This window comes from Methanothermobacter sp., from assembly GCF_030055435.1.
In the GTDB taxonomy this organism is placed as follows: domain Archaea; phylum Methanobacteriota; class Methanobacteria; order Methanobacteriales; family Methanothermobacteraceae; genus Methanothermobacter.
Map to the genome: position 1 here is coordinate 263,337 of NZ_JASFYG010000002.1, position 25,005 is coordinate 288,341.

Below are 25,005 nucleotides of genomic sequence, written 5' to 3' on the forward strand. Positions count from 1 at the left end.
AGTGGGGAGTTATATGAATTACGCTGAAATGTTCAGCAGGGTTGAGGGATGTGCCTTTGTCCCCTTCGTGGTTGCAGGGGACCCTGACATGGAGACCTCAATTGAAATCATAAGGACACTTGTGGATGCCGGTGCAGATGCCCTTGAAATAGGCTTCCCATTCTCTGATCCCATAGCAGACGGCACAAGTGTACAGGAGGCTGATCTGAGGGCTTTAAATTCCGGGATGACCACCGATGACTGCTTCAGGCTGATAGAGAGGATAAGAGAATTCACCTCAGTACCGGTGGGCCTTCTTGTATACTACAACCTGATATACCGCATGGGTGTTGATGAATTCTACAGGAGGGCCGCTGGGTCAGGTGTTACAGGCATCCTCGCGGCTGATCTTCCCCCGGAGGAGGCCGCCGAGGCCCTCAGTGCGGCTGAAAAGTATGGTATTGATCAGATCTTCATAGTTGCACCCACAACAGACAATCAGCGCCTCAAAATGATCTCAGAGGTTTCCTCAGGGTTCCACTACCTTGTATCGGTTATGGGTGTCACCGGTGTAAGGTCCAGGGTTGAGGAGAGCACACTTGAACTCATAGAGAGGGTTAAGGGGGCAGGAAGCCTTCCTGTGATGGTTGGCTTTGGTGTTTCACAGCCAGAACATGTGAGGATGCTTGCTGACGCAGGTGCTGATGGTGTTATAGTTGGAAGCGCAATCATAGATCTGATATCCAAAAATCTTGATGACAGGGAGAGGATGCTTCGGGAGATATACGAAATGGTCAGAAAAATGAAGAACGCTGCAGGGGGGTCCAGATGAGGTTTGAGGGGATAATGAATGATATAATGGACTTCAGGAACCTGACTGAGGATGAGGCCCACGATTTAATGGAGATGATAATGGATGGTGAAATGGGGGATGTGCAGATTGCCGCATTACTCACAGCCCTTGCAATGAAGGGGGAGACCGTGGAGGAGATCACGGGCTTTGCAAGGGCAATGAGGGAGAGGGCGGTAAAGGTTAAAACTCCTGAATCCATGAGGGTCGTTGATGCATGTGGAACAGGGGGTGACAGGTTCAAATCCTACAATGTGAGCACCGCAGCGGCAATAATAGCCGCCGCAGCCGGTGTTAAGGTGGCAAAACATGGTAACAGGGCGGTTACAGGTTCATGTGGCGGTGCAGATATACTTGAGGCCGCGGGTGTCAACATAGAGCTGGGACCTGAAGCTGCACGAAGGTCCCTTGAAACCCTGGGAATAGCCTTCATGTTTGCACCACTCTTTCACAGGGCAACCGCCAGGGTGGCACCCGTAAGGAGGGAACTTGGCTTTAAGACGGTATTCAACATACTGGGACCCCTAACATCCCCTGCATCAGCAGAGGTACAGCTCCTGGGGGTTTTCGACCCCCATCTTGTGGGTCCAGTTGCAGAGGTCCTCAGAAACCTTGGTGTGAAAAGGGCGATGGTTGTCCATGGCTTTGATGGTAACATGAACCCTGCGATGGATGAGATATCCACGGTGGGCCCAACCCTTGTGTGTTTCCTTGAGGACGATGAGATAGGAATCGAGAGGCTCATGCCATCGGATTTCGGTGTTGATGTGGGGCAGCTACAGCACCTGAAGGCGGCATCAACTGTTGATGAAAACCTCAGAATGTTCCTGGATGTCCTCGCGGGACTGCATGATACTCCTGAGAGGAAATCGCGCCTGGATATCGCCCTTGCAAATGCAGGGGCACTTATATACCTTGCAGAAATGGAGGATACACTTGAAGGTGGAACAGAAGCTGCAAGAGAAACAGTTGAATCTGGAGCTGCACTCCGTTTACTGGAAGACTTTGCATCCTTCACTCATAACCTGTAAATGTGAATGGGCCCGCTGGGATTCGAACCCAGGGCCTCACGGTTATCAGCCGTGCGCTCTAACCACCTGAGCCACGGGCCCATGAAGTATTTAAGAATCAGTGGGGTGATTCCAACTTTTGGAATTCCTCATATATATGCTTTTCTGTCTGGGAATTCAGGGTTTCCAGCATCAACCCCTTAAAATCTCTACGTCCTCCGCTGCCTTGATGATCTCAGTGATTTCAGAGGCGGCCACTTCAGGGGTCCTGTTTTCAACCACACTGACGATGGATCCCATGAGGGTTGCGCATACGAACATTGCTGTTCGAAGTAACTCCATGTGCTCCATAAGACTTGAGGGAGTATCATGTATTCTCCTTTTGGAGTCCGCACTCCTCCTTTTAATTATATCCAGGGGGTCTGATTCAAGGATTATGATAAGATCAGGGGTTATGAACTCCACTGGAAGTGAAAGAAGGTAACCGATGGGTGACCTGTCAAGTCCGTGGAGATCCAGGAGCACCCACTTCATTTCAGATACTCTGTGGGCGGCTTCACGCCAGATGATGTACTGCTGATCCATGGGGAGGCTGAAAAGTTCCTCCATTGTACCTGCAAGACCTCTCTCCCCTGCAACTTCAAGCATCAGTTCTCCATAATTGATGAAGTTATGATCCAGTTTTTCAGAGAGAATCCTGCATATGGTGGTTTTTCCTACACCAGGCACGCCCACAATGGCAATGGTTTCAGGGAAACCCGGCATGAGACTGATATCATTTATTTACCATTTCACTTATGGCATCTGCCATCATATGGCCTTCCACGGTTATCTCGGCCCGGTCGATGCCCTCAACCTCCTCTGCAACAGTTCTTGCATCCATGGCCATCCTGGCGGCGCTCATGCAGCCGGGGTTTGTGGGCCGGATCGTTATCTTTGCAATGGTTTCACCCTTATCCTCGATTTCGATGTTCTCAACAAGACCCATCTCCACTATACTTATACCCATGTGTGGGTCTGCAACCTTTTTGAGAGCTTCCTTAACCTTTTCCAAGAGTTCTTCTGACATTATTATTACCTCAGCTGGTATTTTGATAATCACTGTGATCATTCTCTATTTTTAAGTTAACCCTATTTAAACATGTCCATTATCAGCCACCCGGAAAAAGAATTCCAAGCCATCAAATCATTAAATAAAGGCTATTTAAAACTTTTTCTGCGCCTTAACCTGACAGCAACACCACGCTCTGCCTTCACCATCTCCTCCCCACATAGGACAGCCCTCCCAACACCCACAACATCCCCCTTATGGACTATTACAACCTCATCGCCAGGTATTATTTTCCTGTCGGCGTCCACAACACCGGGTGCAAATAGCGTGTTGCTCTCCAGGCTGAAATCTATCTCAACCCATTTCACGCCGAGGCTGTAAATGGATGCCGCACCCTCAAGGGATGGTGAGATGAGCCCCCGGTCCATCATCAAGGTGCCTATCTCTGAACCATCCTGCGTGAGGATCCGCCTATGGTATCTCCCCCTCACCCTGCAGTCATCGGGGATGATAACATCTGCACCCTCCCCGAACTGGTATACCGCCACCGAGCGCAGCATATGGAGCATCCTTTCCCGCGCCCCTATCTTTTCATAGCCTTTAAGTTCTCTTCCAAGTTTGTGAATGGCCTCTGGAGAGGTGGGCCTTGAGGTGGTGGCTGTGGGGGTGAAGGCGTCAAGGTACTCCTCGCAGACCTCAAGGTACCCCCCATCAACATGGGCTATAACATCAAGGTCACCCACGTAGTCTCTTAGGAGTTCTCCTGAAAGTTTTATCTCCTCATGGGACCATTCCCCTGTGGTTGAAACATCATATGATGATATTGGATGTGTATTCTCCATCTCCCGGGGGCATATGCCGAAGGGTGATGTGAGTATGAGTTCCTGGAATCCCCTGGTGACCCTCATGAATTTCCTGTGGGACCTTGAGGTGGAGTAGGGCTTCTTCATGCTGCATGGTAGCACCACAACAACCTCCCCGAGGGGCTTCATCAGTTTCATTCTCTCGCGCCACCTCACAGCCTCGGGGCGGTGGAGTGATTCTTCAATTGAACATATAATCTTCATCCTATCAGTTATGATTTTATCATGACTCCTTACTGTGGGTTAAAGACCATTCAACCATCTCAGACCTGTGAGTTCTGCCACATCCTTTTTAAGGGCTATAAGGTCCTCGTGATTCAGTTTTTTAATATCATCCTTTCCGGTTATCCTTGCAAAATCAGCTATCTCGGCTGTTGAGACCCTTATATAGTTTTCAAGTCGCTCAGCAGCCTTCTTGGTGTCCAGGTGCTTCACAAGGGCAGGGTCATGGGTGGTTATACCAGTTGGACACATGCCAGTGTGGCATAGCCTGTGCTGCTGGCAGTTCATGGCAATGAGGGCAGCAGTACCTATGTAAACTGCATCTGCCCCCAGGGCAAGGCATTTGGCCATATCAGCCCCTGTCCTGAGGCCTCCCCCTGCAATCAGGGATACTCTACCCTCAAGGCCCTCGTTGACAATAACCTTGGCGGCCCGGGGTATGGCTGCAATGATTGGTATACCTGTGCTGTCCCTTATATGTGGGTTAACAGCACCTGTACCCCCTCCGAATCCATCGAGACCTATGAAGTCAACACCAGCATCAAGGAGGGCTTTCACATCGTCCTCAACGTTTCCACATCCGATCTTGGCACCAACAGGAGAACCTCCAGAGAGTTCCCGAAGGTATGATACCTTCTCTCTGAGCTCCTCAGGGTTTCTGATGTCAGGGTGATGTGCAGGAGAATATGAGCCCTCACCCTCTTTAAGCCCACGAACCCTTGCCACATCATCTGTGATTTTTTCAGGGGGCAGATAACTTCCTTTACCGGGGTATGCCCCCTGACCGAATCTTATCTCTATGGCGGCGGCCCTCTGAAGTATATCCTCTGTGACACCGAATCTACCTGTTGAATACTGGACTATGAGGTAATCTCCAGCCTTCTCCATTTCATATTCAAGGACACCCCCCTCACCTGAATTGAAGCCTATCCCCAGTTTTGCTGCAGCGGATGCAATGGCCATCCTTGTATTCTTTGATACGGCACCATAACTCATACCGCTTATCATTACAGGGGAGCTCAGTTTCAGGGGTTTATCTGCCATCCTCCCTATGGTAACACCTGTTTTCACAGGGTCCTCTGCATTGAGTGGTATGGATGATACCTGTGCCGGTACAAAGTGTATGTCATCGAGTCCCAGAGGCAGCCTCTTTTGAGATCCCATTGACTCCAGGGGCGCTTCACCTGTTCCTGCGGCTTCCTTGATATGGATTATGTTCATGTAGTCCCTGTGATTCTCGGAGCGATCTTTCCTCCTCATACGGATACCATTCAGTGATTCTGTGTTACAGAAATAGAGTTCCCTGAGGCCATATTTCTGATAAACAGGGCATGATGCGCAGAGACATCCCCTTTCATTAACCTCGTATCTGCTGCTCCCGGTGGCACAGAATAGTATCTCATCTTCTCCGTGTCCTGGATAACTAGGGCAATCCGGGCATAAACATTCCGTGTCCTGTTCCTTCATAACGACCCCTGCTGCACTTGGCTCTTAATAAGTTATAACGCCTTTATGTAATTAATAGTGATGGTCTGGCAAACACGTGCGGAGGGGATGTGTGGCTTGCTACTCTAGGTCCCTACTATCGTGACATCTCCATGAGTTCTTCATGAAGTTGTCTGAGACGATCTATTGATGGATGATTCTTTCCAAGACGATCAGACCATTTTTTAATCACAAAATCAATACCAACCTCATCTGAGCCATTTATGAGGTTATCTGCATGGGCCACGATCTTTTCTTCAAGGGTCTCCGGCATGTAGTTTCCAGGCGGAAGTCCCAGGGCATCAGCCTCGTCATCAGGTATCCCCGCGCCCACATGCCTCTCAACTATCCTGATGACCTCCACAGGGTAACCAAGTTTTCTGAGGATACGGGCCCCCTCAACTGCATGATCAACTCCACTGGTCCTGCAGCGGCCTATATCATGAAGAAGGGCACCCTCTTCAACAAGTTCTATGTTAACAGGGAGGTTTTCTGCCAGTTCAAGAGCCTTTTTTCTAACGGCCAGTGAATGCTTCACCACCCATTCGGGACAGCCAGCACTTCTAAGTAGACGGATGCTCAAGAAAACACCCTTTTAATCAAAATTCGCTGTTCTTATGAATTCAGAGTCTGGGTGTGTGCATTATCGAAACCATTGTTTTCGTAGAGGCTCAGCTCATCCTTCAACTGCTGTATTATTTCAGAGTTGTCCATGAATTCCATTTTAGAGCCACATTCAGGGCATGTGAAATTCTCTTCAGCAGCCTCATCGAAGGTGAAGCGGTAGTGACCGTTTACACATACAAAGAACATGTTGTTCTCCTCAAAGTCCAGTGCTTCCCTTAGTTTTTTAACTATTTCACTGTGCTTTCTCTTTATCATCTCTGTAACCTTTTCAGGTTCAAATTTCCATGTGTAGGTGTACCACTGTGTTTCAGGGTCCTTGCTTCTCTTGTAGCTTGCAACCCCCGCATCATAGAGTTTGTAGAGTATCCTCCGGACTATGTTGAGTTTAAGCTGGGTTTTCTCTGAAATCTCCTCATCTGTCACCTTACCCTTCATGAGGCATTCCAGAACTGGCACTGCCTCCTCCTCTTCCTCCTCAGTGATAATCTCATGGATCAACTCTTGTAGCATCTGATTGTCAATCAATTGAAATCCTCCAGCTTTAAGAAATAACTGCATACAGGGTATGCTGAATCAATCAAATTTTTTGAGTGCACTTCAATTTATGTGCCTAATCTTATTTAAAATTTTATAAAATCATGGGTCCCTCACTTCAGTGGGGGGTCTAACAATAACCGCCGGCACATGATCCAGTGAGGAAAGCATTTCAACTGTAACTGTTTCGGGTTCACATCCAAGTTCACTGGCCATATCATAAACGGTTTTTCTGCTACTGTGCCTTTCATGGTACTCCTCGGCGACTGATGCCACCTCAAGGAGCACTTCCGTGTTAGCGGGCCTTGATGAGGCAAGGGGGGTTGGCCATTTCTTTCTGGAAAACCTTCCTGCAATGTAACCCAGGAAACCGGTATCTGAGATTATACCCGGTGCAGCTGTGGGAAGTGATGTGAAATACCTCCCAAGGATTCGGTAGGTTGCGTCCGTGTCAATAACAACCACGGTGACATCGACACCGAATTTACTCAGAATCCCCTCTGCAATGGATTTTGCAGCACCCTCCGGGTTTTCAGGAAGAAGCGAAACATATGTGGCGGGGACGTTGCTCAAATCAATTCCAGCCTCTGAGGCCGGTTTAAGGGCATGTTTCAGGCCGTAATACCTGAGCACAACCTCCTTATGGTTTCTTGCCTCGGGGGGGAGGTTTCTGAGGTTTCTCAGGGTTCTTTCCTTTATTCCAAAAATGGGTCCGAGAATATGGCCCCAGATGTACTTTGACCAGAGGTCTGCAAGAATGATGGCTGTCCTGGAGGCTTCAAATTCTGATTCATCAATGAGGTTTCCCTGGGCAACCGAGATGGGGGTTTCAGAGACCACAAGGAAATCCCCATCTATGACCAGTTCACCTGCCATCTCCACGATTTTCCATAAACCCTCACCAGGCTTTATGTAGTCCGTCCTCACAGGTACTGTGGTGTATCTATCTCTGGGCATGTTCTGTCCTCAAAGGCATGCTCCTGTCAATTGACCATTCAGAAATTTATGGGCAGGTTCACCTGACCTTCACAGGCGGGGCCCAGACCTTGAGGTCTATACCCTCTATGATGGCCCTCCTGCCTTCAAGCTGCACCACGACCCCTGAGTGGACCTTCTGCATCATGCAGTGGGCCGGGAGGAATCTCACGGTGTCACCGATGTTGGGGAGTTCCCCATCGATCATACCCTCGAAGCCCCCCACCAGGCAGACCCCGATGTCCCTGAACTCAAAGTCCTCTCTGCCAAGGCGGTGACATGGCCCCACGATGTGAACCGTTATAAGGCCGTTGTTCTCATCCAGTATCTCTGCAAAGTGGGTTATGGGGCACCCTAGGGGCCTGTAACGGATTATATCCCCTTTTTTAAGTTCAGCCCTTGAAAATGGAAAGAGCACCTCCCTGCATGAACCCTCATGAGGGAGGGGCTTCAGTATGAAATCTGCCTCGTAACCGTCAAGGACACCCACAACCTTCTTCTCCTCGGCTAGAAGGTCCTCCCCCTTGAGGAGCTCCTGGAGCTTCTGAAGGTTTTCTGTAAAAAGCTCCTGGTACATGAAGTGGCATCTGTCGATCTCTGTCCGCCCCTTGAGGAGTGCGGAGGCATACTCATCGCACCTTGCATAGCCGCAGATACCGCAGTTGTAGCCGGGAAGAAGTTCTGTAACCTTTTCTCTGAGTGATCTGTCTCCTGGCATCTGAAAGACCCTCTTTTTCATTCTCCCTCATAGGTCTGGAAGCCGTCTATTCTTCTGAGTATTCCCCTGTGGTGCTTCTTATTGACCCTTGTTTCACCCACACAGAGGGTGCAGACTGCAAGGGGTGCTGAGTGACGGAGTTCCTCGTTTTCAAGGGAAACCTCTCTGCTCTCTATCATTTCCTCTGCAAGTTCCATGCATCCCTGTCCGCTGAGACCATTTGCCTCTATTATCTTTGCCGATGGGTTAACCTCCAGTATACGCTCTCTGAATATTTCCCTCTCTGCCTGGGATATCATATCCCCCTTGGTAACCACAGCAATATCTGCGGTTGAAAGGAAGGGCCCAACCTTGAGGGGGGTGTTGGGGCCGCTTGTAGCGTCTATAACGCAGACACCCAGGCAGTTCTTTGTGTAGGGGGCGCACCTGTGACACAACCCTGCTGTCTCGATGATAAGGAAGTCTGATTCATTCTTCTCGGCCCATTTTATCATGTCATCTATGTTGTAGATGGCGTAGTGGTCCGGGCACATATCCATTGAGAGGCCCACAAGTGTGGGCACCCCTATCTTTTCGAATTTCTTGTCGTCATCGGTGTATAGGCAGTCTATTTTAACCACAGATGAATTGAATCCCCTCGCCTTGAGGCTCTTAAGTGTATGCATGAGGACTGCTGTTTTTCCGGATCCTGGCGTTCCAGCAACTATTACCATTCTCATATCCTTTCCCTTCTGTAACTGGTGCAGCTTTCAGCTTTCTTTTATTATCTCTGTGAGATCTATGCTCTCAACCAGCTCTCCCCTCCTCACCTTCTCACGGAGGCTGAGCATGAGTTCATCTATCTTGTTGAGTTCACGGGATATCTTCTTCTCCTGGGGGGTTGTTGTAACTATCTTCTGCATACCACCATGCTTCATCACTATCCTCTTGTCGGTCATGAGTGCAAGCACAGGGTCATGGGTTACAACCAGGACGATTTTACCGTGTCCTGCCAGCACCTTGAGTGCATCGTGTTTCCTTATACCGGCGTTTTCGATTTCATCTATGAGCACTATGGGAGAGTCACTTATTATGGCCACATCTGCAACCATGAGGGCCCTTGACTGCCCCCCGCTCAGTATTGTGAGGTCGTGCTCCTTTTTGATGGGTTCACCGGTGAGGGTGTTTGCAAGTTCTATTACGCGATCCACACATTTTTCACTGGCACCCCTGCACTTGGCGTGAAGGCTGAGAAACTCCCCCACTGTCATATCCGCCAGGAAGTTCATGTTCTGGGATAGCTGTGCCACCATCTTCTTTCGAGGGTTTGTACGGTCCTCGTAACTTGGCTCTTTGTCGTTCACCAGGATTTTTCTCTTGGAGAAGGTGTCCTTCTGGGCCAGTTGTTCAATATCACCTATAAGTGAGCTTTTACCGCTTCCTGTTGGGCCGACCACACCAAAAATTTCACCTTTTCTTATTTCAACCTTCTCAACCGGTTCCTTCTCGCCGTATTTGTCATAACCGCCGATTACTGTGATTTTCTCTATCATTAAAGATTCACCTTTCCGAGAGTATCTCCCCTCAAGCCTCTTCTTATGGTTTCAAGGGCTGTTATCTCTTCGGGGGGTATGTTTCCAAGGTTAACTTCTGGTCCTATTTTCAGTATGAAGTACACCTGCTGGTTTTTCTGTGGGGCCTCCCATATTATCCTATCCTGTGGGAGCTCATTGAGGAGGTGGTTGAATTCTTCCTCCTTTACGTTTCCATTCTCATCGTATATACCTATATTATGGCCGCTCTCCCGGGCCTCCATGAGCACCATACAGGCTCCAGCTTTGAGGTCGGCCCTGACAAGTTCAACACGATCCTCGGGGCTGAGGAGTCTGTCCCTTACAGGGTCCTTTTTACCAACCTCTGATATGATCTGGAACCCCTCGTCGACCGCCTTCTCTATAAGTTCACATTTTTCATCGGTTTCAATCTCAACGGTTCCATTTGATATTTCCAGTGTTTCAAAACCAAGGCTTCTTGCCTCATCAAAATATTCCTGAATTTTATCGTTGAGGTAGGCGATCTCAAATAGGGTGCCCCCGGGATAGGTCTCAACATCGAATGAACGGTACATCTCTATTTTTTCCATGACGACATCACGTCTGTGGAGGGGGAGGGTTCCCCATCCAAACTTTATGAAATCAACGTAATCTGATGAAATCTCCATGAGGTCATGGGCTGTTTTAATGCCCATTCCCTTATCAAGGACCATGGTTATTCCATTTTTTCTGGGTTTCCCACGCCTTGGAGGTGTGAGAAAGTCAAAGGCGTTCATTTTATCACCTTCTGGATTGAGTCAGAATAAACACCAACAGCATATTAATTTAAATTCATATGTTTACTACCTTTATAAATAATTTTTCTTATAATAGGTTTCATGGGATATCAATCTGATCCCTCTACTATTTGGGATCTAAATATAACTAAGGTTTCATGGGATATCAATCTGATCCCTCTACTATTTGGGATCTAAATATAACTAAGGTTTCATGGGATATCAATCTGATCCCTCTACTATTTGGGATCTAAAGTATATACTTAAATTTAATTAATAGGTGGTGGTAGATGTGATGGAGAGTATATGTTACTTTGAAAGCCCGGGTAAGGAGAACACTGAAAGGGTCCTTGAACTTGTTAAGGAAAGAGCAGATAAACTGGGGATCAGGGACTTTGTGGTAGCCTCGGTATCCGGTGAAACAGCACTCAGGTTATCAGAGATGGTTGAAGGAAACATCGTTTCTGTAACACACCATGCAGGTTTCAGGGAGAAAGGCAAACTTGAACTTGAACCCGGGATGAAGGAGAAACTAATTGAAAGGGGTGTCAGTGTATATGCAGGTTCACATGCCCTCAGCGGTGTTGGAAGGGGGATATCAAATAAATTCGGCGGAGTCACACCTGTTGAGGTGATGGCCGAAACCCTCAGGATGGTTTCACAGGGCTTCAAGGTATGTGTTGAGATATCGATAATGGCAGCCGACGCCGGCCTCATACCTGTTGATAGGGAGGTCATAGCCATAGGCGGCACTGCATGGGGGGCTGACACGGCCATGGTAATCACACCGGCACATATGAACAGCGTATTTGACCTGAGAATTCATGAAATCATTGCGATGCCAAGACCATAGTCCCGTCACCTGGATGATATGAGCGGTTGTTGGATTCATGATTTTCATGGCCCGGTGACCATACCCTAAATTCATTTTGCCCCGAGATTGTACCGGTATTTTCAGAGGTCACAGAAACTGATTTTTAATTTTTATAGGGAGCCATGGGTTCATTGGTGCTACTTAAACCGTTGCTTTTAAATATGTATTATCACAATATCATATTTCATAGATAAATGTGGGGGTAGTAATTGAAATTCATTAACGATGCCATAAGGGAATCTGAGAAAAGAGAAAAGCCATCTTCCATCTCAATGAATTCAGAAATCGACCAGGAACTTCGGGAAATAATCGAAAAGAGCAGGGCAAAGATATACGTTGTTGGGACCGGTGGGGCGGGTAACAACACCGTCACAAGGCTCAGTGAAATAGGGGTTGAGGGCGCTGAAACAATAGCCATTAACACAGATGCCCAGGACCTTTTCTACACGGTTGCAGACCGAAAGCTTCTGATAGGAAGGAATGTATGTGGTGGTCTTGGCGCGGGCGGTGTCCCTGAGGTTGGAGAGGAATGTGCCGAGGAAAGCGAGGATGATATCCGAAGGGAGCTTGAAGGGGCTGACATGGTCTTTGTGACCTGCGGTCTTGGGGGAGGCACAGGAACCGGATCAGCACCTGTGATATCCAAGCTGGCCAAAAAGGCCGGCGCATTAACAATAGCAGTTGCAACCATGCCCTTCAGTGCAGAGGGCCTTAAAAGAAGGGAAAACGCTGAAAGAGGCTTGGAGAAACTTCAGAGTGCTGCCGATACCGTCATAGTGATCCCCAATGACAAGCTTCTCGAGGTTGCACCCAACCTTCCCCTCAACAAGGCATTCATGGTTGCAGATGAAATCCTTGGAAGGGCCGTTAAGGGGATAACTGAACTCATAACCAGGCCGGGTCTTGTGAGCCTCGACTTCGCTGATGTGAGGAGCATAATGAAGGGTTCAGGAATGGCAATGATTGGAATGGGTGAAGCCGAGGCAGGTGACAGGGCCCTGGAATCAGTTTACGAGGCTCTTAACAGCCCGCTGCTTGATCTGGACATATCCAATGCAAAGGGTGCACTTATCAATATCTCTGGAAGCTCCGACCTGACACTTCAGGAGGCCGAAAGGATAGTTGAGGTTGTTGCCGAGGAACTGGATCCCGATGCAAACATAATATGGGGTGCGCAAATTCAGGATGAACTGCAGAACGTTATAAGAACAACGATTGTTGTTGCTGGTGTGAGGTCACCTTACATATACGGATCACATGGATCTGCAGAAAAGGAGTTCTTCGAGGAAAAACAGCGGGAGAAGGACTCTGTGGATGAGTCTGTCCTGGAAGAATTCATAGATGGAGTATTCTGATATTCTTCCACACACCCCCACATCAATGAAAACATTTATAAATCTTGAAGAATAGATTACTCCATTACTCATCCCGATCATCATCCTTGTTTTTAATCATTATAAATTAGCGGGGATAAATCATGAAATACAGGGATTCTGTTCTGAATTTTATCAAGCAGTCAAAGAGGGTATTGAAGGTATCAAAGAAACCCACAAGGGAAGAATACCTAAACGTGTCAAAGGTGACGGGTATTGGTATAATATTGATAGGTGTGATAGGGTTCATAATAAGCATAATTGCCCAGTTACTGGGAGGATGATTAACTCTCACTTAAAGTCACAGTGAATTATATATATGAGGTTGTGTTCTTAATGGAAGATAGTAAAAATTCCATCTATGCCCTTAAGACCTCTGTGGGTCAGGAGAAGAATGTTGCAAGGATGCTGGCCAGGAAGGTAAGGGATAGTGGTATTGAGATAAACGCGATTCTTGTTCCAGAGTCCCTCAGGGGCTACATCCTTGTTGAGTCCTCCTCGAAGATCGACATGAGAAACCCCACCATACGGGTTCCCCACCTGAGGGGTGTTGTTGAGGGGAAAACCGCGGGCGAAGCAGAGATAGAATTCGAGGAGGTTAAGAGGTTCCTCAAACCTGAACCCATAATATCATCCATTAAGAAGGGCAGCATCGTTGAGCTGATTTCAGGCCCATTCAAGGGTGAAAGGGCAAAGGTTATCCGTATAGATGAATCCAGAGAGGAAGTTGTGCTTGAACTCATAGAGGCTGCAGTGCCCATTCCTGTAACAGTTAAAGGTGATCAGATTAGAATAATACAAAAGGAGGCTGATTAATGGCTAAAGAAACCGTTGAAATTCTTATTGATGGTGGAAAAGCCACTCCAGGACCGCCACTGGGTCCTGCGATTGGTCCGCTTGGAATTAACATGATGCAGGTTGTTGAGGAGATAAACCGCAAGACCGCGGATTTTGAGGGAATGAAGGTCCCGGTTAAGATCATAGTTGATACCGACACACGGGACTTTGAGGTTGAGGTTGGTACGCCACCAACATCTGCCCTGATCATGGATGAACTGAAGATTGAGAAGGGTTCACAGGACCCTGGCATGGATAAGATAGCAGACATCTCCATGGATCAGGTGCTGAAGATAGCAAGGATGAAGTTCGATGCCCTCCTTTCAAATGACTACAAAAGCGCAGTCAAGGAGATCATGGGTACCTGTGTGAGTATGGGTATAACAGTGAACGGCAAGGATCCCAGGGAGGTTCAGAGGGAAGTTGATCAGGGAGTCTATGATGACCTCCTCACATCATAAAAATTTATAAATCTTGAGAATCACATAACTAACCCCATCATATGAACTTATTTTTTGAAGTTCATGGAGGATTCAGAAATGCAACAGGAGATTGTGGAAGCGGTGAAGAAGGCCAAGGAACTTTCAAGGCCGAGAAACTTCACACAGTCCATGGATGTTATTCTTAACATCAAGGATCTTGACATCAACAAACCAGAGAACAGGTTTGACGAGGAAGTTTCTCTACCCAACGGCCGCGGTAAGGATGTTAAAATCGCTGTGATAGCCGATGGGGAACTGGCTCTCCAGGCTAAGAACGCTGGAGCCGACCTTGTGATAACCAAGGATGAACTTGAAGAACTTGGCAAAAACCGAAAGAAAGCAAAAAAACTTGCCAATAGCTACGAATTCTTTGTGGCCCAGGCAGATATGATGCCCCTAGTGGGACGGTTCCTTGGACCGGTTCTTGGACCCAGAAAGAAAATGCCAAAGCCGGTGCCAGCAACAGTAAACCCGGAGCCCATACTCAAGAGGCTCAGGGACACTGTCAAGGTGAGAATCAAGGACCAGCCTGTGATTCACACCGTGGTTGGCACAGAGGATATGGATGATGAGAAACTTGCCGAGAACATAGAGGCGGTTCTGCAGACAATTGACCGCAAACTTGAGAAGGGCAGAAACCAGCTTAAGTCCATGTACGTTAAGACGACCATGGGCCCAGTAGTGAGGGTGATTTAAATGGCTCATGTGGCTGAATGGAAGAAGAAGGAGGTTCAGGAGCTCCAGGACCTCATCAAAAGTCATGAAGTGGTTGGTATAGCTAACCTTGCAGATATACCTGCAAGACAGCTACAGAAGATGCGCCAGACACTCCGTGACAGTGCACTCATCAGAATGTCAAAGAAGACACTGATCAGCCTTGCCCTGAAAAAAGCTGGCAAAGAACTTGAAAACGTCGAATCCCTCTCTGATTATATGGAGGGCCAGCCTGCACTCATATTCACTGATATGAACCCATTCAAACTCTTCAAAATTCTTGAAGACAGTAAAACCCCTGCCCCTGCCAAGCCAGGGGCTATAGCTCCGGCAGATATAGTTGTTCCAAAGGGTGATACAGGCTTTGCCCCTGGCCCAATCCTGGGGGAACTTCAGCAGATAGGCATCCCCGCCAAGATCGAGAAGGGAAAGATCGTGGTTTCAAATGACCACGTTGTGGTGAAGGCCGGGGAGGAAATACCCCCCAAGGTGGCAGGAATATTAACAAGGCTGGATATACAGCCACTTGAGGTTGGAATAGACCTTAGGGCAGCATATGAAAATCAGACAGTCTACACAGCAGACATCCTGACTATAGATGAGGAAAAAACCTTATCTGACATTCAGAAAGCATTTTCACAGGCATTTAACCTATCAGTTAACGCAGTTATATACACACGCGAAACAATGCCTGCGATTATTCAGAAGGCTGCTTCGAAGTCCTTCAACCTTGCATACAATGCATCGATCCTCACCTCAGAGACAACTGATTTACTGCTTGCAAAGGCCTACGCCCAGATGCTTGCACTGGCCTCTGCAGTTGCAGATGTTAATGGTGAAGCAGTTGATGATGAACTGAGGGATAAATTGTCTTCAAGGGCAGCAGCACCCGCCCCTGAAGAGAAAGAGGAAGAGGTTGAAGAGGAAGAGGAAGAAGAGGAAGAAGAGGAAGAAGAGGAAGAAGAGGATGCAGCCGCTGGTCTTGGCGCACTCTTCGGATAAACGCTTTACTGGCATAGTTAACCTAAAAAATAAAAATTTGAGGTGATCATATGGAATACATATATGCAGCAATGTTACTGCACACAACCGGTAAGGAGATCAACGAAGAAAACGTTAAAAGCGTCCTTGAAGCGGCAGGCGCTGAGGTGGATGATGCAAGGGTCAAGGCTCTAATAGCAGCCCTTGAAGATGTGGACATTGAAGAAGCAATGGAAACAACAGCTGTAGCCGCAGCACCTGCAGCAGCCACAGCACCTGCAGCAGCAGCCGAAGAGGCTGAAGAAGAAGAGGAAGAAGAAGAGGAAGAAGAGGAAGCTGAAGAGGAAGCAGCAGCCGGTCTTGGCGCACTCTTCGGTTAAACTCTTTCCTATTTTTCTCTTCCATAACCAATGGCAAAAAATTTATTTTTCCTGATTCTGATTCTATTTATAAAAACTGTTTTCAATGATTACCATGTCTCGTCAGCTTGAAGAACTGGGTTACAGAAAATATGAATGCGAGTCCTGTGGGAATACCTTCTGGTCAATAAGGGAACGCAGCACATGTGGAGATGCCCCCTGTGATGAATACGATTTTATAGGAAATCCTGCAACCTCGAGGAGCTATGACCTGTACGAGATACAGGATGAATTCATAGAGTTCTTCGCTGAAAGGGGCCATGAACCCATCAGAAGATATCCTGTACTTGCAAAGCGCTGGCGGGACGATGTCTTCCTTGTGGGAGCATCCATATACAACTTTCAGCCATGGGTGACATCTGGTCTTGTGAAGCCACCTGCAAACCCTCTTGTTGTTGCACAGCCGTCAATAAGACTCAACGACGTTGATAACGTTGGAAGAACAGGGAGACACCTCACATGCTTCACCATGGGCGGACACCATGCATTCAACTCTGAGAATAACACAGTTTACTGGGAAGAGGAGACAGTAAAGTACTGCCACGAATTCCTGACTCATATAGGCATTGATCCATCTGAGATAACCTTCATAGAATCCTGGTGGCAGGGCGGTGGAAACGAGGGGCCCTGCTATGAGGTCTGTGTCCGTGGCGTCGAGCTGGCGACCCTCGTTTTTATACAGTACCGCACCCTCCCGGATGGTGGGAGGGAGGAGATCCCCCTCAAAATAGTTGACACAGGCTATGGGCTTGAGAGATTTGCCTGGATATCCCAGGGGACACCAACAGCCTACGATGCATGTTTTGGCCCGGTAATTGAGAAGCTGATTGAACTGACAGGCGTGGAGGTCAACGAGGAGATACTGGCAGAAAATGCCCGTGTAGCCGGGATGATGGATATAGAAACCTATGCTGATCTCAGGGAACTTCGAAAAAGGGTTGCTGATAAACTTGGAATCTCAGCCACTGAACTTGAACGTGCAACAGCCCCTATGGAGTCTATTTATGCCATAGCAGATCATACGCGCTGTCTTGCCTTCATGCTTGCAGATGGTGTCATACCCTCAAATGTCAAGGAGGGCTACCTTGCGAGGCTCATAATCCGGAGGACGCTTAGGCTCATGAAGGAACTTGGCATGAAGGAGTCCCTGAAGGATATAATGAATATCCAGGTGGAGTTCCTTGAGGGCCACTACCCTGAGATAAGGGAGCACCATGAACACATACTCAGCATCATAGACCTTGAGGAACACAGGTATGCAAAGACCGTGAAAAGGGGCCGGAGGATTGTGGAGAAGACCATAAAATATCTCAGGAAGGATAATAAGAGCGAAATGCCCCTTGAAATCCTCATAAAACTATATGACTCCCATGGAATCCCTCCTGAAACCATAAAGGAGATAGCAGAGGAATCAGGCTTCAGCGTTAAAATCCCGGACAACTTCTACACCCTCGTGGCAGAGATGAATGAGGCTGAAACTGAAACCCCAGAGGAGGACATCCATCTTGATTACCCCCACACAGAGCTCCTCTTCTATGAACAACCCGATGACCTGGAATTTGAAGCCAGTTTGCTGGGGGTATATGAGGACGGCGTCATACTTGATAGGACACTATTTTACCCTGAAGGAGGAGGTCAGCCATCTGACACAGGATACATTGAATCAGACGGCTGCAGGATTCGGATAAAGCATGCAGAGAAGATAGGTAATGTGGTACTCCACAGGACAGACGATGAAATCTGTCTCAAACCAGGGGAAACTGTAAGGGGCCGGATTGATTCAGATAGAAGACTTCAGCTTACAAGAAACCATACAGCAACCCACCTCATAGTTGCATCTGCAAGGAGGGTCCTTGGAGACCACATATGGCAGGCAGGGGCCCAGAAGGGTGTTAAGAGTTCAAGGATAGACCTCTCACATTACAGGAGGATAAAGCAAGAGGAACTTGATGAGATCGAGAGGCTGGCCAACGAATACGTCATGAAAAACATCCCCCTTGATGTCAGATGGATGGACAGGGACATTGCAGAGAAAAGGTACGGATTCATACTCTACCAGGGGGGTGTTGTGCCCGGTTCCATGATAAGGGTCGTTGAGATTCCAGGTGTGGATGTGCAGGCATGTGCCGGTACCCATGTTAAGAGAACCGGGGACATAGGCCTTATAATGATCAACCGAACCGAACGCATACAGGATGGTGTTGAAAGGATAGAATTCTCTGCAGGGGCATCGGCCATTGAACTCATGCAGAAAAACCGGGATATACTGAGGGAAAGTGCAGATGTATTCAAAGTAACACCATCACAGCTTCCACGCACCTCTGAGAGATTCTTCACAGAGTGGAAGGCCCTCAGAAATGAGGTTTCACGCCTCAAGGAGGAAATGGCTTCACTCAAAATCCTGGAGGTAAGGGATAGGGTGGAGGACCTCAACGGCCTGAGGGTCATCATAGACACAGTTGAGGCTGACATGGATGAGATGAAGAATATGGCCCTTGAACTCACAGAATCAGCCGACGCAGTTGTCCTTGCAAATTTGGAGGGCCACATAGTTGGTGCAGCCTCTGATGACGCTGTCAAAAAGGGTTTAAGGATAAATGAGGTTATAGCATCAGCTGCAAGGGTCCTTGGAGGTGGAGGTGGCGGAAAGCCCCACCTTGCACAGGGAGCCGGTAAAGGAAAGGATAAAATCCATGAGGCCCTTGAGGAGGCAAGATCCTCACTTGAATCCTTCGGGGGATGAATTTGAGGATCTGTAAAATAACGGTTCTTGTCGTTGTCTGGTGATGAATTTGAGGAGGACCATCTCAGAAATAAATGAGAGGATACTGGATGGTGAAGCAACGGTTTTAACAGCCGGGGAACTCAAGGAGCTGGTCCTCAACGATGAGGCCCCATCTGCAGATGAGGTCGACGTGGTAACAGCGGCCACCTGCGGGGTAATGTCCGGGACAGCAGCGGTCATGCATTTCAGGGTATCTGAACCTGGTTCATTCAGGAAGGCTGTTTCAGCTGAACTGAATGGCATACCCGCGTATCCTGGCCCATGTCCAAATGAAAACCTGGGTTCAGTGGACATCTTCATTTATGGGACAGCCAGAAGCGTCAGGGACCCGGAATATGGTGGTGGATTTCTTCTCAGGGACCTTCTCATCGGATCTGAGGTTGATGTGACTGTAAAGTCAGAGGATGGAACTTCCATTGAATCCACAGTTACCCTGAAGGATATTGAAACAGCGAGGATAATAGGGACAAGGATGGCATTCAGAAACTACACAGCCCTTGTAAATCCATCCGATAAACCTGTAAGATCCATATTCAATGCATTTGAAATGCCACCCCACTGCGGGGGCCTCTCATTTTCAGGCTGCGGTGACATCAATCCCATTGAAAATGATCCCGGCATGGAGGCCATCAGGAGGGGAACAAGGGTACTCTTAAATGGTGCCAGGGGCTTCGTGCTGGGTGAGGGTACAAGGAGCAGTCCTGAAAGACCAAATCTCATGCTGAGCGGGGACCTGCATGATATGAAACCTGATTACATTGGGGGATTCAGGACAGCCGCAGGACCCGAGATATTCAACACCATCGCAGTTCCGCTGCCTGTGACATCTGAGAGGGTCTTTGAGAGACTTCTGGTTCTTAATTCAGATATAGGGCTACCAGTTGCAGACGTGAGGGATCGATCAAAGATAATACATAATCTTACATATGCGGATACATGGAGTGGTGACGAGAGACCCACCTATAACCCTGAAAGGTGTGCTGACTGCCTCCCATGCCTGGCAGCAGAGAGGTGCCCAACCCATGCAATAGACCATGGAGTGGACCTTCATAAATGTTTTGGCTGCGGTGTATGCGCCTTCTCATGTCCCTACGGGGCGTATGAGATGGATACAGGTGAGGTCAGGATTGGTGATAGGATAGTACCCATCGTATGCAGACAGTCAGACAGGGTGAGGGCATCAAGACTCGCCCGTGAACTCAAAGAACTCATAGAAAAGGGCGATTTCCTCATAGGGGGGTGTTAGTATTCTTGAATATGATGTTATACTTGTGAGATACGGTGAGGTTGCAATTAAGGGACCTGCTGTTAGAAGAAGATTTGAAAAAAAACTCCTCCACAACATAAGGGCAGCTTTCAGTTGCAGAGCAGAAATCAGGCATGGAAGAATATTCGTATTCCCTGATAACATGGATGAGGCCCTTGATAAACTTTCAAGGATCTTTGGGGTGGTATCATTTTCACCCGCCGTGACTGTGGAAACCGATTTTGATGTTATAGAGGGGGCTCTCCGGGAATATGTGGGTGAACTGAAACTGGAGGGCCTCATCACAGAGAGAACACCATTCGCCATAAGATGCAGAAGGGTTGGGCAGCATGACTTCACAAGCCAGGAGATGGCAGCCTTTGCAGGTTCAGTTGTGGTCAGGGAGATCGGAGCCCCGGTGGACCTTGGAAACCCTGACCTTGAGATCCACCTTGAAATAAGGGATGACAGGACATACATCTACCACAGGGTCATTCAGGGCCCGGGAGGCTTGCCTGCAGGCACCCAGGGTAAGGTTGTTGCCCTTTTATCTGGAGGAATAGACTCACCTGTTGCCACCTATCTCCTCATGAAGAGGGGATGCCAGGTGGTGGCGGTCCACACCGATAACTCACCATTCACAGCTCCCGAGTCCCTTGATAAGGTTGAGAAAATCGCTTCAAAACTTGCGGAGTATTCTGCCGGAGTTGAATTCAAACTCAGAATTTTCAGGTATGGGAGTTACCTTGAAAAATGCAGGAGAGAAGCCCCTGAGAATATGACATGCGTCCTATGTAAGGCTGGAATGTACCGTCTCGCCGAGATGGTTGCAGAGGAGGAGGGGGCGCTTGCAATAGTGGATGGGAGCAGCCTTGGGCAGGTGGCATCCCAGACCCTTCCAAACATCCTCGCCACAAGGATTGCCGTGAGGATGCCCGTCCTCAGCCCCCTCATAGGCATGGACAAGGTGGAGATAGAGGCCATTGCAAAGAGGATAGGCACCTATGACATCTCTGTTATACCTGATGGTGGATGCAGCGCTGTACCCCACCATCCTTCAACAGCAGCGGATCCCTCATCAATCAGGGAACTCTCAGAAAAAATCCACTTTGAAGATGAAATTGAGAGGATTTTCAGATCGGCTTCAGAAACAGAAAGCCTTGAATGACCCTGAAGATTTGTGGATAACTTTTTAAATAATCACATCCCATTTTTTATATAAATGAATCCACTTAATTAACTCACTATCTTCTGGAGGTGTAATATATGAAAACAACCATTAGTGTAATTAAAGCAGACGTTGGAAGCGTAGCGGGTCATGCAGTCGCACATGAGACATTAAAGAAGAAGTGCGACGAGGTACTGGCAGAAGCCAGGGATACTGGAATCCTTGAGGATTATTATATTACCAACTGTGGAGATGACATTGACCTCATAATGACCCACAGGAACGGTGAAGAAAATGAGGAGGTTCACCAGACAGCATGGAATGCCTTCAGGGAAGCCACAGAAGTGGCCAGAAGCTTAAAACTTTACGGTGCAGGACAGGACCTCCTCTCAGACACCTTCTCAGGAAACATCAAGGGTATGGGTCCTGGATGCGCTGAAATGGAATTTAAGGAGAGGCCAAGCGATCCTGTTATAATTTTCTGCTGCGACAAGACAGAACCTGGAGCCTTTAACCTGCCCCTATTCAGAATGTTTGCAGACCCATTCAACACCGCCGGCCTTGTTATCGATCCAACACTTCACAACGGATACGAATTCGAGGTCTTTGATGTTGTTGAACACAGGAAGGTTACAATGGCATGCCCTGAAGAGATGTACGACCTCCTTGCACTCCTCGGTTCAATCAGCCGCTACGTGATAAAGAAGATACACAGAAGGGACGACGGAGAAATAGCAGCCTCTGTGAGCACAGAGAGACTGAATCTCATGGCAGGCAAATACATAGGAAAGGATGACCCTGTTGCAATTGTGAGGGCACAGTCAGGATTCCCTGCAGCAGGGGAAGTCGTTGAGCCCTTTGCATTCCCCCACCTTGTTGGTGGCTGGATGAGGGGATCACACAACGGGCCACTGATGCCTGTTGCCCAGAGGGATGCAACACCTGTCAGGTTCGACGGACCTCCAAGGGTCATAGGGCTGGGATTCCAGGTCGCAGACTGCAAACTCGTAGGCCCAATTGACATGTTTGATGACCCAGCATTTGACCGCTCAAGGCAGCTTGCATCTGAAATTGCAGAGTACATGAGAAGACACGGGCCATTCGAACCCCACAGGCTCCCATCAGATGAAATGGAGTACACATCCCTTCCAGGTGTGCTTGAAAAACTCGGAGACAGATTTGAGGATATAGAGTAAGTGGAATTTTCCCACATCTTCATTTTTTAGTGAAGACTTTAAATTCCTCCTGCTCAGTAAGTTCTTTCACGGTACTCAATGATGTCATAATGCTGATTGCTTGAAGTACTTTCAATTACTTGTCTTTCCTGTCACATTCATTATGTGGATTCTTCTTGTTGATTCTCTTGAGTATCTCATGGGGAATGTCAATCACCATCTCCACAGAGTCGATCACAGCACCGTCAGCTGTCGCCACAACACCCCCACTTTCCTTAAGCCTTCTGTCAACGCATGATGAGAGAATAGCACGTCCCTCGAGTTTTCTGGAATTCATGAGTTCCTCAACGATATGCCTCAGTCTACCACTGTGGCTGATGTTCTTGTCAAAGTAGAAAAACACCTCTTTAACACCTGAATCTGATAGGAAATCCATTATGGCATCTAGGGCCCTCAGGGTTACTTCACCCATCCTGTAACTCCCTGATACACCCCTTAAATCCCGCAGAAACCCATCCTGGGCAATGAAAAATCCCGAACCTCCAAGAACGCTCTCTGTACCTATGAGTACATTGTAGCCATCGATGTGGACAGTTGAACCCCTGAGGGAATCTGGACTTACCAGTCTGGAAAGTCTTCTCTTTCTGGTTTCATCTGAGAATACGTACCTTGCAAGGTAATTTCTTTCCCTCTTCCCTAGAAGATAGTGGTTTGCAACGAAATTCAGTGCAACACGCTTACGGTAGCCCCTGTTGAGGAGGTACCTGAGGTCCTCAACGGCCATTTTAAGGGTCATCAGCCTCTTCTCTTGGCTATTATTATGAGGGCACGGTCAGAAGCATCCTCGGCCCTGTCGGAAATGTTCCCGATCTTCCGGGTGATTTCCTTCATGTCCATGAATTTTATGACACCCATCTCCTTCTCCCTGTAGGCGGAGTAGAGGTCCGTTATGATTTTCCTCTCAATTGTATCCACCTCATCTTCAAGGCCCTCAATTTCATGGACCTTACTCATGGCCTCCCCGAGGTCCCTTTCAAGGAGTTCCACGCACTCCTTAAGGGCGTGAACTGTCTTTCCTGTGACATCCATCATCCTCTGGAAGTCCTCCCTGAACCCTGCGGGGAAGGAAACCCTTCCGAGGGATACGGTGAATGCGGTTGATTCAATGACGTCAGCGACCTTGTCTATGCTCTCAACGAGCATTATACGGTCCTCTCTGTCAAAGGGGAGGAAGGCCCCCTCATAGAATTCAAGTTCCATTTTCCTTCTTATCTCATCGGCCTCATGCTCACTAAACGCTATCTCCTTTGCGAGTCTGGATACACCTCTGCCGTCACCACTGTAAAATGCCTCCATAAGCTCCTCCAGCTTCAGGTAGCATTCCATGACCTTATCAAGGTGCATGCGCCCATACTTCTCAACCTTGCCCTCTTTCATGAAAAACTTCATTTTATCTCCATCATATAATTCCATGAAGCATTCTTAGGCCATCCAGAAGGCCATGGGCGTAGGTTATGCACCCGAAGGATGTGATGTAATCCCCCTTCTCTAGGTAGTAGATGGAGTCGTCCCTGTAGTTCAGTGCCCTCTCAATGATGGCCCTCTCTTCCCCTTTGAATTCTATGGATTCCATTTCCATTAAATTTTTCTCAAGAAGATCAAGGTCCTTTTCTATGCGTTCCCTGCATTCCATTTAAACACCTCATCAATCTCTTAATCAGGGAATTCCTGAGGCATATTATGTTTTCATCTGCCTCCTGACGTACATCATCCTCTGGATCACCGTGAAGTAACCTGCAAAGACCAGAATTATCATGGCGGCGTCCATATACCATAAGCCAAGGAAGTATCCGGCAAGGGATCCTCCAATGAGTATTATGAGCCGCTCAGCCCTTTCAGCAATACCTACAGCGCATTCGAGGCCCTCGGACTCGGCCCTTGCCCTAACATAACTGACCATGAGGCTGGAGTGGAGGGCCAGCATACCTGTGAGAATCCCTGTGAACCCCCCTGCCGTTATACCAGTAATGATTATACCGTCTGAGAGCCTGTCAAGGGTTGAATCCAGGAAACCACCAAATCTGGTGGGTTTGAACCTCCTCCTTGCAACAGCCCCATCAAGGACGTCTATGAATCCACTTAATGCAAGAAGCAGGGCACCGTTAATAATATTCCCTGTGGCATAGTATGCGGCCGAGGCACATGCAACCAGGAAACCAGTGAACGTTATATAATTTGCCGGTATCGTAATCTTCTCAGCGATGGGGTCTATGAACCTTCTGAGTGCCGGTCTGAATTGATTCAACATGAACTCATTTATATTGATTAC

General features: G+C 48.1%; 29 protein-coding genes and 1 tRNA gene. 14 read left to right on the top strand and 16 right to left on the bottom strand.

Features of this window, described 5'->3' with window-relative positions:
- The first annotated feature begins 13 nt into the window (after positions 1-13).
- Positions 14-811 carry a tryptophan synthase subunit alpha gene (gene trpA, locus QFX30_RS03110; protein ID WP_300488069.1) on the top strand — a complete coding sequence of 266 codons (798 nt, stop codon included), beginning with the start codon at positions 14-16 and terminating at the stop codon, positions 809-811.
- Entirely contained in the window at positions 808-1,860 is a 1,053-nt protein-coding gene (gene trpD / locus QFX30_RS03115) for an anthranilate phosphoribosyltransferase (RefSeq protein ID WP_300488070.1), read from the top strand. The genes trpA and trpD overlap by 4 nt, the downstream gene beginning before the upstream one ends.
- Positions 1,861-1,867: 7 nt before the next feature.
- On the opposite strand, the gene QFX30_RS03120 is transcribed toward trpD, so the two are convergent.
- The 12 genes from QFX30_RS03120 to comA form a co-directional block, all read right to left on the bottom strand.
- Positions 1,868-1,941, bottom strand: a tRNA-Ile gene (locus QFX30_RS03120).
- 90 nt (positions 1,942-2,031) lie between these two features.
- Positions 2,032-2,604 carry an adenylate kinase gene (locus QFX30_RS03125; RefSeq protein ID WP_300488073.1) on the bottom strand — a complete coding sequence of 191 codons (573 nt, stop codon included), beginning with the start codon at positions 2,602-2,604 and terminating at the stop codon, positions 2,032-2,034.
- 10 nt (positions 2,605-2,614) lie between these two features.
- Positions 2,615-2,908, bottom strand: coding sequence for a metal-sulfur cluster assembly factor (locus tag QFX30_RS03130; protein WP_300488076.1), 294 nt, complete (start codon positions 2,906-2,908; stop codon positions 2,615-2,617).
- Positions 2,909-3,039: 131 nt separating this feature from the next.
- Positions 3,040-3,957 (bottom strand): DUF5591 domain-containing protein, encoded by a 918-nt coding sequence (locus QFX30_RS03135; RefSeq protein ID WP_300488078.1) that lies wholly within the window; start codon positions 3,955-3,957, stop codon positions 3,040-3,042.
- Between the two features lie 39 nt (positions 3,958-3,996).
- Positions 3,997-5,442 carry a glutamate synthase-related protein gene (locus tag QFX30_RS03140; RefSeq protein ID WP_300488081.1) on the bottom strand — a complete coding sequence of 482 codons (1,446 nt, stop codon included), beginning with the start codon at positions 5,440-5,442 and terminating at the stop codon, positions 3,997-3,999.
- A gap of 115 nt (positions 5,443-5,557) precedes the next feature.
- A complete protein-coding gene (locus QFX30_RS03145; protein WP_300488083.1) occupies positions 5,558-6,043 on the bottom strand; it encodes a TIGR00295 family protein in 486 nt (161 codons plus the stop codon).
- 32 nt (positions 6,044-6,075) lie between these two features.
- Complete coding sequence (tfe, locus tag QFX30_RS03150; RefSeq protein ID WP_300488084.1) at positions 6,076-6,612, bottom strand: transcription factor E; 537 nt, start codon at positions 6,610-6,612, stop codon at positions 6,076-6,078.
- Between the two features lie 111 nt (positions 6,613-6,723).
- Positions 6,724-7,578 (bottom strand): coenzyme F420-0:L-glutamate ligase, encoded by an 855-nt coding sequence (locus tag QFX30_RS03155; protein ID WP_300488087.1) that lies wholly within the window; start codon positions 7,576-7,578, stop codon positions 6,724-6,726.
- Positions 7,579-7,636: 58 nt separating this feature from the next.
- Positions 7,637-8,314 carry a (Fe-S)-binding protein gene (locus QFX30_RS03160; RefSeq protein WP_300488089.1) on the bottom strand — a complete coding sequence of 226 codons (678 nt, stop codon included), beginning with the start codon at positions 8,312-8,314 and terminating at the stop codon, positions 7,637-7,639.
- Between the two features lie 17 nt (positions 8,315-8,331).
- A complete protein-coding gene (locus tag QFX30_RS03165) occupies positions 8,332-9,033 on the bottom strand; it encodes a GTP-binding protein (protein WP_300488092.1) in 702 nt (233 codons plus the stop codon).
- 30 nt (positions 9,034-9,063) lie between these two features.
- On the bottom strand, positions 9,064-9,846 hold the full coding sequence (locus tag QFX30_RS03170) for an ATP-binding cassette domain-containing protein (RefSeq protein ID WP_300488094.1): 783 nt from the start codon (positions 9,844-9,846) through the stop codon (positions 9,064-9,066).
- On the bottom strand, positions 9,846-10,622 hold the full coding sequence (gene comA / locus QFX30_RS03175) for a phosphosulfolactate synthase (RefSeq protein WP_300488098.1): 777 nt from the start codon (positions 10,620-10,622) through the stop codon (positions 9,846-9,848). Before comA ends, QFX30_RS03170 begins: the two co-directional genes overlap by 1 nt.
- 292 nt (positions 10,623-10,914) lie before the next feature.
- Here comA and QFX30_RS03180 point away from each other — a divergent pair, with 292 nt between their 5' ends.
- The 12 genes from QFX30_RS03180 (at position 10,915) to fbp (ending at position 22,697) form a co-directional block, all read left to right on the top strand.
- Complete coding sequence (locus tag QFX30_RS03180) at positions 10,915-11,475, top strand: pyruvate kinase alpha/beta domain-containing protein (RefSeq protein ID WP_300488101.1); 561 nt, start codon at positions 10,915-10,917, stop codon at positions 11,473-11,475.
- A 230-nt stretch (positions 11,476-11,705) separates the two neighbouring features.
- A complete protein-coding gene (gene ftsZ / locus QFX30_RS03185; protein ID WP_300488103.1) occupies positions 11,706-12,851 on the top strand; it encodes a cell division protein FtsZ in 1,146 nt (381 codons plus the stop codon).
- 122 nt (positions 12,852-12,973) lie between these two features.
- Positions 12,974-13,153 carry a protein translocase SEC61 complex subunit gamma gene (locus QFX30_RS03190; RefSeq protein WP_160323217.1) on the top strand — a complete coding sequence of 60 codons (180 nt, stop codon included), beginning with the start codon at positions 12,974-12,976 and terminating at the stop codon, positions 13,151-13,153.
- 52 nt (positions 13,154-13,205) lie between these two features.
- Positions 13,206-13,685 carry a transcription elongation factor Spt5 gene (locus QFX30_RS03195; protein ID WP_300488106.1) on the top strand — a complete coding sequence of 160 codons (480 nt, stop codon included), beginning with the start codon at positions 13,206-13,208 and terminating at the stop codon, positions 13,683-13,685.
- The gene (locus QFX30_RS03200; protein WP_300488109.1) at positions 13,685-14,167 is read left to right on the top strand and encodes a 50S ribosomal protein L11; all 483 of its coding nucleotides are present in this window, start codon (positions 13,685-13,687) and stop codon (positions 14,165-14,167) included. The genes QFX30_RS03195 and QFX30_RS03200 overlap by 1 nt, the downstream gene beginning before the upstream one ends.
- Positions 14,168-14,245: 78 nt before the next feature.
- On the top strand, positions 14,246-14,884 hold the full coding sequence (locus QFX30_RS03205; protein WP_300488257.1) for a 50S ribosomal protein L1: 639 nt from the start codon (positions 14,246-14,248) through the stop codon (positions 14,882-14,884).
- A complete protein-coding gene (locus QFX30_RS03210) occupies positions 14,885-15,904 on the top strand; it encodes a 50S ribosomal protein L10 (RefSeq protein ID WP_300488112.1) in 1,020 nt (339 codons plus the stop codon).
- Between the two features lie 50 nt (positions 15,905-15,954).
- Positions 15,955-16,263 (top strand): 50S ribosomal protein P1, encoded by a 309-nt coding sequence (rpl12p, locus tag QFX30_RS03215; protein WP_300488114.1) that lies wholly within the window; start codon positions 15,955-15,957, stop codon positions 16,261-16,263.
- A gap of 85 nt (positions 16,264-16,348) precedes the next feature.
- The gene (alaS, locus tag QFX30_RS03220) at positions 16,349-19,045 is read left to right on the top strand and encodes an alanine--tRNA ligase (RefSeq protein WP_300488116.1); all 2,697 of its coding nucleotides are present in this window, start codon (positions 16,349-16,351) and stop codon (positions 19,043-19,045) included.
- A 43-nt stretch (positions 19,046-19,088) separates the two neighbouring features.
- Entirely contained in the window at positions 19,089-20,333 is a 1,245-nt protein-coding gene (locus QFX30_RS03225) for a methanogenesis marker 16 metalloprotein (protein WP_300488119.1), read from the top strand.
- 25 nt (positions 20,334-20,358) lie between these two features.
- Positions 20,359-21,501 carry a tRNA uracil 4-sulfurtransferase ThiI gene (gene thiI / locus QFX30_RS03230; protein ID WP_300488122.1) on the top strand — a complete coding sequence of 381 codons (1,143 nt, stop codon included), beginning with the start codon at positions 20,359-20,361 and terminating at the stop codon, positions 21,499-21,501.
- A gap of 98 nt (positions 21,502-21,599) precedes the next feature.
- The gene (gene fbp / locus QFX30_RS03235) at positions 21,600-22,697 is read left to right on the top strand and encodes a fructose-1,6-bisphosphate aldolase/phosphatase (protein WP_300488125.1); all 1,098 of its coding nucleotides are present in this window, start codon (positions 21,600-21,602) and stop codon (positions 22,695-22,697) included.
- Positions 22,698-22,812: 115 nt separating this feature from the next.
- Here fbp and QFX30_RS03240 read toward each other — a convergent pair whose 3' ends face one another.
- The 4 genes from QFX30_RS03240 to pgsA are packed head-to-tail and all read right to left on the bottom strand — an operon-like array spanning position 22,813 to position 24,984.
- Positions 22,813-23,472 (bottom strand): DUF434 domain-containing protein, encoded by a 660-nt coding sequence (locus QFX30_RS03240; RefSeq protein WP_300488128.1) that lies wholly within the window; start codon positions 23,470-23,472, stop codon positions 22,813-22,815.
- On the bottom strand, positions 23,472-24,125 hold the full coding sequence (locus tag QFX30_RS03245; protein ID WP_300488131.1) for a TIGR00153 family protein: 654 nt from the start codon (positions 24,123-24,125) through the stop codon (positions 23,472-23,474). The genes QFX30_RS03240 and QFX30_RS03245 overlap by 1 nt, the downstream gene beginning before the upstream one ends.
- A 10-nt stretch (positions 24,126-24,135) precedes the next feature.
- The gene (locus QFX30_RS03250; RefSeq protein WP_300488136.1) at positions 24,136-24,369 is read right to left on the bottom strand and encodes a DUF357 domain-containing protein; all 234 of its coding nucleotides are present in this window, start codon (positions 24,367-24,369) and stop codon (positions 24,136-24,138) included.
- A 45-nt stretch (positions 24,370-24,414) separates the two neighbouring features.
- Positions 24,415-24,984: an archaetidylinositol phosphate synthase gene (gene pgsA / locus QFX30_RS03255; protein ID WP_300488139.1), complete on the bottom strand. Its 570-nt coding sequence runs from the start codon at positions 24,982-24,984 to the stop codon at positions 24,415-24,417.
- Positions 24,985-25,005: the final 21 nt, after the last annotated feature.